Source organism: Terriglobales bacterium (assembly GCA_035691485.1).
Lineage (GTDB): Bacteria > Acidobacteriota > Terriglobia > Terriglobales > Acidobacteriaceae > JAIQGF01.
The window spans coordinates 1-7,767 of record DASSIZ010000096.1; the positions used below are offsets into that span (position 1 = coordinate 1).

The window sequence follows — 7,767 nt, forward strand, 5'->3', positions numbered from 1 at the left end:
CCCTCGCTCAGGATGACATTGCTCATAAAGCAGTTTTGAAAATTGAATGACGGAGCCGGGTGCACCTCGGGCTGACGCCCTCGTGGAACGGCGTGCCGGCCCTGAAGGGGCTCGAGAGATTTTTGGGACGCTGACCCACGGCTGACACCGTGGGCTGGAATTGTGCCGACCTCGCTACGCTCGGGCTGGGGTTGCGGGCGGTCATATTCGGACCTTGCACCACAGAGGGCACGGAGGGATCGAAAAGCATTTTCAAGAAAAGCATAGATCCTGAGCTTTGCCCAGGATGACAGGGGTTGTTCAGGGATTGGAATGCCTGTCGGCGGTTGCGCGGTGCGGACGGTGTAGGGGTCCTTCGACTCGGGCGTGCGCCCTCGCTCAGGATGACACGCCAGGTTGCGTTTACTTCGGTTGGACCACCGCCAGTGAAGCCGGAAAATCGCCCGTCGCAAAATGCGTACCGGGAACCGGCTGCAGCATTCCCGACGCGCGGTCCACGACAAACCCTGAAACCGTGCCGTGGCCGGAGGCGGTCACGTCCTGCCGATTGACTGCGTACACGTAAGCTCCGCTCGGATCGAAAGCGACGTCCACCGTCCCCAGCCCTGATGAAAATGGGCTGCCGCTGATTTTGTCCAGTTCGTGCGTGGCATCATTCAACAAAAACATGGACACTCCGCCGGCAAAGGTCGTGGTGTCGGTTTCCTCGGTCACCGCGAAGAACTTTCCCATAGGATCGGCGGCCACTCCGAGCGGGTTCTGTGCCTGTGCCCTGATGTCCGTGGCGGCAATGTTTCCCGTGGTTGGATCCACATGGAACTCAGACACCTCGTTGCTGTTCAGTTCGCTGGCGGCCAGGAAAGTTCCTGCCGGATTGAGCGCGAGTTTGTGTTTGGCAGTATTGAAGTCGCCGGCCTGAAGGAGCGCACCGCTGAGCGGATCGCGGTCCACGACTAAGACTCCGCTGTCGGTAGCCGCGTAGATGAACTTGCCGCTGGGGTGCATCGCCAGGCCGGTTGCCGTTCCATTCACCAGCAGGGGCGATCCGGGCAGCGGGGTAAGTGAACCCCCGGCGCCAATCGCAAACCCCTCGATCTCGCCGTCGGACGCGCCGAACCTGGTAGTGGCGATGTACACATCCTTGCTGGCGGGATCTACCGTCACGGCACGCGCGCAAACGCCGTCCAGGGTCTTATTGTCACTACGGGTCAGTGCGCCGGAGGAGCGATCGACCGTCTCCGACAAGATTGTGCTATGGACCAGAGTGCAATTCGAGCCCCTCGCTCCCGTAACCGACCCGTCTCCCGCCACGAACACCAATCGCCCTTGCGGATCGGCGGCAATCGCGCTGGGACCATCCCCCGCGGCGAATGGAGCGCCGGCCAGCGGCTTGAGAGCTCCGGTAGCTGCATCCATCGAGAATCCTGAGATGCTTCCGCCCACCTGTTGCGTTGAGCCGTTATTCGCGACGTAAACAAACGTCGCCGCGGAACTCGGAGTTGCCGGCGGTGGCGACGCAGGTGGAGTCGTGGTCGCGGGAGTGGTAACCGTGGGCGTATTGTTGGCGGAAGTGACGTTCCCTCCACAGCCAATCCAGGTGATGCTGATCAAGATTAGACAGAGTACAAGCACTCTGAAGTGAGCCATGGACGCGGTCTCCCGGCAACAAGGTTTTGGGGGAACGATGTTGCCCTCTGTGATGGCTCGATCAATCGCCGCGTTTGCCGCTGCTGGCGAGAATACAGGATAAATCAGCAGGAGATCAGCTTTGCTCTCAGGGGACGGGTTGCAACATGGAGAATCGGGAATCTTGGCTCCGTGTCTTCCGTGGCTAAAGCAGCGTTTTTCCTGCGGTCAAGCTAGAATAGGGAATTGGGCGCTTCTCAGCGGCAGGGTTAAGCTGTCGAAGCGCCGCCAAGGGAATATGTTCGAAGTCAGCGTGGAAGATTCGTTTGCAGCCGGCCATGCGCTCCGCGGGTATCGCGGCAAGTGCGAGAACCCGCACGGGCACAACTACAAGGTCCAAATTACGTTGTCGGGCGAGGACCTGGACGGCATCGGCCTGCTTTACGACTTTAAGGACCTGAAGCAGGCGATGAACCAGATCATCGAGCGCCTGGACCACCAGTTCCTCAACGACATCGAGCCGTTCCGCCAACTCAATCCCTCGGCGGAAAACATGGCACGCTACTTTTACCAGGAAGCGACGTCGCACCTGAAGCAGGCTACGGCCGGGCGGGTGAAGGTGAAGCGAGTGAAGATCTGGGAGACGGATACGACCACCGCGACCTACTTCGAATAAGGGTTATCGGTCTCTCACGCTGGCAGGCGCGAGAGAACCGATAACCGAGAAGCGAAGCCCCTACTGCACGACGGCGGTAAAGACCTCTTCCATCATCAGTTTGGTGCGGCACCCGGTGGCGGGCAGCTGGTTGTTGCGGGTGTCGGTCCAAATGGGATGGGAAACGCCGCCGAAGGAGACCAGGCCTTCATAGTCGCCTTGCTGGTTGCCATAGTCGATAGCGGAGCAGGGGAAAACGCCGCCGCAGTCGTGCTCGTTGGAGCTGGCGGTGGTGACGCGCAGATTGGGCGAGCTGAACGCCAGGCCGCCATTGGTCGATTGGGCAAAGTAGATATCGGTCCCGTAGCGTAAGCCGGTGGTGTCGTTACGAGTATCGTAGAACGATACGTTAACGGAGCCGGTAACGGGATCGACCGAAAGCCACTGGTTGAAGCGATCGACTTTGAAAGGAAGCTGGTCGGTGACGGCGACCGGTGTCGACCAGGTGGCACCCCGGTTGTTGGAGTAAGACACGAAGATGTCGGTACCCTGGGCGCCCTGATCCATCCACGCGCAATAGAGTCGGCCGCGGTTCGCACCGGCCGAGTTATCGGCGGCACAGGCGGGATAGAGGAGCGCGCCGCGGAACGATTCAGCGGGCGGCAACGCCTCGAATCCCAGCGATTGCGGGGCGATGACCACCGGCGTGCCGAAGGTCAGACCGCCATCGAAGGAGCGATTGAAGGTGATGGCGCTGGCGGCGTAATCGTTCCAGGCGACGTAGACCTCGCCGTTGGGGCCGGTGAAAGGCACAGCGCCGATCGCCCTTCCCGGGCCACGGGGATTGTCAGCGCGAACCACGCTGAAGCTGTTGCCGTGGTCCGACGAGCGGCCCAAGCGAATGCCGCCACTTGAAGAGCCGCCGGTCGCCGCATCCCATGCTACATACACGTTGTCGCGAAACGGGCTGGATGGGCTGGTGTCGGCGGTAATCATGGGCTTATCGTTGAAGTGGTTCTCGCCGCCGGAGAAGCTGAAGTAGGTGACGTTGGGGTAAGTAGCGCCACCGTCGCTGGAGCGGGCGACGGCCATCTCGGTGCCGTTAATGGCGCCCCGTCCCCGGCCGGCGCTGAAGAACACCACGATGTAGCTGTAGAAGGTGTTACCGGCAGTGTCGAAAGCGAGAGAAGGATCGGAACCGAAGCGAGTTCCGTTGGCGCCGATCGCCGGCGGAAGGGGCAGGTCGATGCCGCCCCAGCTCGAGCCGCCGTCGGTAGAGAAGTAGCCACGCATGGGCAAGCGGAAGATCTCGTTGGATCCGGCGGCGAGGGTAGCCGGGTGGTTCGGGTTGAGGGTGATGTAAGTCTCGCTCTGCGGACCGCATTCGTTGGAGACGTCCACGTTGGGGCCGGCCTGGAGCGATGCGATGGAGACACCGCTGTCGGGAGAAATGCCCTTCGAGGTGAGTTGCTGGTATTTGTTCCACCAGGTCGGCTGGTTGGGGTTGTTGGTCTGGGCGGCCGCGGGAATGATGGTCGCCAGGGCAAAACAGAAAACGAAAAGATGCTTCAAGCGAGGCTCCTTAGGCGGGAGGATGCGAGCGAGTGGCTCATTATCCGCCAGCAGAGCGGAGTTCGGCAATGCGCCGGGACGCTTAGCCGGGACGGTTAGTGAAGCAAGATTTGGGATTAAGATGGAGGATTGCGAGGAGCGGGCGAGACGGGAATGCAGGTCACGGAGATATACCGGTCAATCCAGGGCGAGAGTTCTTTTGCCGGCCTGCCGTGCACCTTCGTGCGCCTGACCGGGTGCAACCTGCGCTGTACCTGGTGTGACAGCGAATACACGTTCAGCGGCGGGCAGCGCATGGCGGCGGAGGAAATCGAGGCCGAGGTGCGGCGGTTGGCAAGCTCCGGACTGGTCGAGATCACCGGCGGCGAGCCGATGCTGCAGGAGCGCGAAGTAGTGCCGCTGATGGGGAGGCTGGTGGCGGCGGGATACACCGTGCTCCTAGAAACCAGCGGCGAGCGGCCGTTGAAGAACGTTCCCCGGGCGGTACACAAGATCGTGGATGTGAAGTGTCCGGGATCGGAGGAAGGCGATACGTTCGATGTAACGAACCTGTCGGCACTGAGCATCCGGGACGAGGTCAAGTTCGTGCTGGCCACGCGCAATGACTACGAGTTCGCGCGCGATTTCGTGCTTGCACACGGTTTAATTTCCAGGGTGGCAGGTGTGATCTTTTCGCCGGCCTTCCGCAAGGACGCCCGGGGGGAACGGGATACGTCGCATTGCCTGTTGGATCCGCGCGAGCTGGCGGACTGGATTGTGGCAGATGGGCTAAACGTGCGGCTGGGATTGCAGATTCATAAATTCATCTGGGCGCCGGAGACGAAGGGCGTGTGAGGGCAGAATTTTCGAACTGCGGAATCGGGTAATGGAAGGGCTGTCGCTTTGATGTTCAATACTTTCATTGCGGGGTCATCCGATTCGGCAATTCTAACGAGGCAGGGATGACCAGCGACCGTCGGAGAGCGGTGGTGCTGCTGAGCGGGGGGATGGATTCCTGCGTCTGCGCGGCGCTGGCGGCGCGGGACTACGATGCGGCGGCGCTGCACGTCATGTACGGTCAGAGGACGGAAGAGCGCGAGCGGCGGGCGTTTGAGGGGGTGTGCGAGCGGCTCGGCATCACGCGGCGGATGGTGATCCGCAACCAGGCCCTGCGGCAGATTGGCGGGTCGGCCCTGACGGATGCGACGATTGCGGTACCGGAAGCGGTGCGCGAGTTTGACGGCAGAGATGCCGAAGCTGCCCGCGCGGGGGCGCGTGTGCCACAGGGGTCAGAGACCCGTGCCAAACAGAATGTGTCACGATCCGACATTCCCATCACGTATGTTCCGTTTCGCAATGCGCATTTCCTGGCGGCGGCGGTGAGTTGGGCGGAGGTGCTGGGGGCGGACAAGGTCCTGATCGGCGCGGTGGAGCAGGACAGCTCCGGATACCCGGACTGCCGCCCGGAATACTACCGGGCGTTCAACCAGGTGGTTCGGGCGGGCACGAAGGAAGGGAAAATCGAGATCGTGACCCCGCTGATCGGCATGCGGAAGTCAGAGATTGTGACGCTGGGCCTTGAATTGGCCGCGCCCTTCGATTTAACGTGGAGTTGTTACAGCCGGGAGGACCGGGCGTGCGGCATGTGTGAAAGCTGTGTTTTGCGGCTGCGCGCGTTCGAATCGGCAGGGGTACGGGATCCGATCGCTTATGAAGCGATGGCGCAGCGTACCCGGAGCTAAGCGGAGGCCACGCACTTTGTGCAGGCGCGCAATTCATGGGAGGCTGAAATGAAACGCAATCTTATTCTTTGGGTGCTGGTGGCAGTCCTGGCAGTGCCGGCAGCTTGGGGCCAGTTCACCACATTCAAAGGCCAGGCGAAAGACGCGGAGGGCAAGCCGATCACGGGCGCGATCGTTACCCTGCAGAGCAAGGATACCGGCCGAAAATACGACTTAAAGACAGATAAAGATGGAAAGTATTATTCGCTCGGGATCCAAACGGGAATCTACGACATAAAGATAAGCAAGAACGGCCAGCTTCTGTTCAATTATTCCGGAGTCCGCGTGGCGCTGGGAGACGAGACGGTATTCAACATCGATCTGAAGAAGGAGCAGCAGCAGTCCGGCATCAGCGAGGAGCAGCAGAAACAAATTGAGGCCGCCAAACAGGAAAATGCAAAGGTCAAGAACTTGAACGACATGCTGGCGCAGGCGAAGACGGCCGAAGAGAGTGGAAACCTGGAGCAAGCGGTGCAGCTTTTGACCCAAGCCACCGCCACGGATAGCACGCGCGACCTGCTATGGTTCAAGCTTGCCGACTACGAGCGCCTGAGCGCGAACAAGCTAGCTTCGCCATCGGAGAAGGCGGCCCGCTATCAGAAAGCGGCTGAGGATTACAAGAAAGCGATTGCGATCAAACCAACGGGTGCGTACTACAACAATCTGGGTGAGGCACAGGTGAAGAGCGGGGATACGGCAGGAGCGATCGCTTCCTACAACCAGGCGGCGCAAATCGATCCTACGAATGCGGCCCAGTACTTCTACAACGAAGGCGCGGTGCTGACCAACACCGGGAAGGTGGATGAGGCGATTGCGGCATTCGACCGAGCCATCCAAGCCGATCCGGCCAAGGCCGACGCGTACTACTGGAAAGGCGTGAACCTGCTGGGCAAGGCGACCATGAAGGGCAACAAGATGGAAGCACCCCCGGGAACGTCGGAAGCGTTCAACAAGTACCTGGAGTTGCAGCCTAGCGGCCAGTTCGCAGAACCGGCGAAGCAAATGCTGACTTCGATTGGGGCGACCATCGAGACCTCGTTCGGCAAGACCAAAGCCAGTACGAAGACCAAGAAGTAGAGGTTTCAGTGGTCCCAAGATGGCGGCCCGGGCGAAAGCTTCGGGCCGGTTTGTTTGTGGGCTAGCAGGATGGTTCGGGCTGTCGGGCTCACCAACAGCGTGTCGGCCTGGTTTTGCGATCCTACCCAACGCTCACGCGTTGGGCTGGCGAAGCATGCCGGCCTTGCTCGAAGAACTTCAGGAACTGGCGGACACGCGCTACGGCCCGAGGTACAAGGTGATCGACGCCGACTGTCCGGACGGCAAGCGCTGCGGCACCGCCATCATGCGCGATATGTTGGCGGACGACGAGGATTTCTACGGAGTGGATTTCGACGAGGAGGATTCCAAGGACGACGAGGACGATCAGCGGTCGCTGAAGCCCGCCGAATTATCGAGCCGGAAGAAACTCCGATTCGTCAGCTATCGGCGCAAACTCAGTCCGCATGGCACGCGCTGGGAGAAGTACCAACGCAGTCTCGATGCGGCAGCCGAGTGGTACAGCAAGGCCAACGAGCGTGACATGCAGCGACGGCTTCGCGCCGCGAGCCGATAAAGGAGAATTCGATGAACCAAACACAACCTGACCCGACGCGCCCCGGTTATTGGATCGACGCGCGACAACCACTTCCGAAACCCGACGAGTTTACGGGCAGTCTGAACAAAACCAACGAAGCCGGTCAACTTGGCGACTACGGTGCCGAAGCGCGCAAGGGCAAGGTTGATCCGGTCTACAAGCTTGCGCACGATTGCGGCATCCCGGTCCAAGGTGCGCAGATGCTGGTCCTCATGTTGGCCGACATGCAGAACCAGATCGACGAGCTGAAGACTGCGATTCAGCAGCTCAAGGCGAAGTGACATTCGTCACGGTGTTCGCGGGCGACGCAGAGCCGGCAGGAGAAATGCGGATCCAGATGACAACAGTCATCGGTTACGAAGTCCGAACCAAGGTCGGAGATGAAGTCCTCTCGGGCCGGTTCGACGAAGTTAGTTGCATTCCGATCCCAATGAGAGCGCCTTGGCCATTGAACCCGATACGCTCACCTCACCTGCCAGATCGCTCGCCCTGGCCGCCGTTAAACGCCAGCGGCAGCTACT

8 protein-coding genes are annotated in these 7,767 nt (G+C 60.6%); 6 read left to right on the forward strand and 2 right to left on the reverse strand.

Annotated features, from left to right (window positions below):
- Window positions 1-402: 402 nt before the first annotated feature.
- The gene (locus tag VFI82_12615; GenBank protein HET7185523.1) at window positions 403-1,416 is read right to left on the reverse strand and encodes a beta-propeller fold lactonase family protein; all 1,014 of its coding nucleotides are present in this window, start codon (window positions 1,414-1,416) and stop codon (window positions 403-405) included.
- Between the two features lie 508 nt (window positions 1,417-1,924).
- Between VFI82_12615 and queD the strand changes: the two genes are divergently transcribed.
- Complete coding sequence (gene queD, locus VFI82_12620) at window positions 1,925-2,302, forward strand: 6-carboxytetrahydropterin synthase QueD (GenBank protein HET7185524.1); 378 nt, start codon at window positions 1,925-1,927, stop codon at window positions 2,300-2,302.
- A 60-nt stretch (window positions 2,303-2,362) separates the two neighbouring features.
- Here queD and VFI82_12625 read toward each other — a convergent pair whose 3' ends face one another.
- Complete coding sequence (locus VFI82_12625) at window positions 2,363-3,853, reverse strand: sialidase family protein (protein HET7185525.1); 1,491 nt, start codon at window positions 3,851-3,853, stop codon at window positions 2,363-2,365.
- A 153-nt stretch (window positions 3,854-4,006) separates the two neighbouring features.
- On the opposite strand from VFI82_12625, the gene VFI82_12630 reads away from it, so the two are divergent.
- The 5 genes from VFI82_12630 to VFI82_12650 all read left to right on the forward strand — a co-directional run bounded on the left by VFI82_12630 (window position 4,007) and on the right by VFI82_12650 (window position 7,527).
- Entirely contained in the window at window positions 4,007-4,687 is a 681-nt protein-coding gene (locus VFI82_12630; protein ID HET7185526.1) for a radical SAM protein, read from the forward strand.
- Between the two features lie 107 nt (window positions 4,688-4,794).
- Entirely contained in the window at window positions 4,795-5,574 is a 780-nt protein-coding gene (gene queC, locus VFI82_12635; protein ID HET7185527.1) for a 7-cyano-7-deazaguanine synthase QueC, read from the forward strand.
- A 48-nt stretch (window positions 5,575-5,622) separates the two neighbouring features.
- Window positions 5,623-6,690: a tetratricopeptide repeat protein gene (locus VFI82_12640; protein ID HET7185528.1), complete on the forward strand. Its 1,068-nt coding sequence runs from the start codon at window positions 5,623-5,625 to the stop codon at window positions 6,688-6,690.
- A gap of 154 nt (window positions 6,691-6,844) precedes the next feature.
- Window positions 6,845-7,225, forward strand: coding sequence for a hypothetical protein (locus tag VFI82_12645; GenBank protein ID HET7185529.1), 381 nt, complete (start codon window positions 6,845-6,847; stop codon window positions 7,223-7,225).
- An 11-nt stretch (window positions 7,226-7,236) separates the two neighbouring features.
- Complete coding sequence (locus VFI82_12650; GenBank protein HET7185530.1) at window positions 7,237-7,527, forward strand: hypothetical protein; 291 nt, start codon at window positions 7,237-7,239, stop codon at window positions 7,525-7,527.
- The last annotated feature ends 240 nt before the right edge of the window (window positions 7,528-7,767 follow it).

What these genes read in the sequence shown, in the direction of transcription:
- VFI82_12615 (HET7185523.1), bottom strand. Translation starts at nt 1,416, where the DNA reads ATGGATGCAGCTACCGGAGCTCTCAAGCCGCTGGCCGGCGCTCCATTC.
- queD (HET7185524.1), top strand. Translation starts at nt 1,925, where the DNA reads ATGTTCGAAGTCAGCGTGGAAGATTCGTTTGCAGCCGGCCATGCGCTC.
- VFI82_12630 (HET7185526.1), top strand. Translation starts at nt 4,007, where the DNA reads ATGCAGGTCACGGAGATATACCGGTCAATCCAGGGCGAGAGTTCTTTT.
- queC (HET7185527.1), top strand. Translation starts at nt 4,795, where the DNA reads ATGACCAGCGACCGTCGGAGAGCGGTGGTGCTGCTGAGCGGGGGGATG.
- VFI82_12640 (HET7185528.1), top strand. Translation starts at nt 5,623, where the DNA reads ATGAAACGCAATCTTATTCTTTGGGTGCTGGTGGCAGTCCTGGCAGTG.
- VFI82_12645 (HET7185529.1), top strand. Translation starts at nt 6,845, where the DNA reads ATGCCGGCCTTGCTCGAAGAACTTCAGGAACTGGCGGACACGCGCTAC.
- VFI82_12650 (HET7185530.1), top strand. Translation starts at nt 7,237, where the DNA reads ATGAACCAAACACAACCTGACCCGACGCGCCCCGGTTATTGGATCGAC.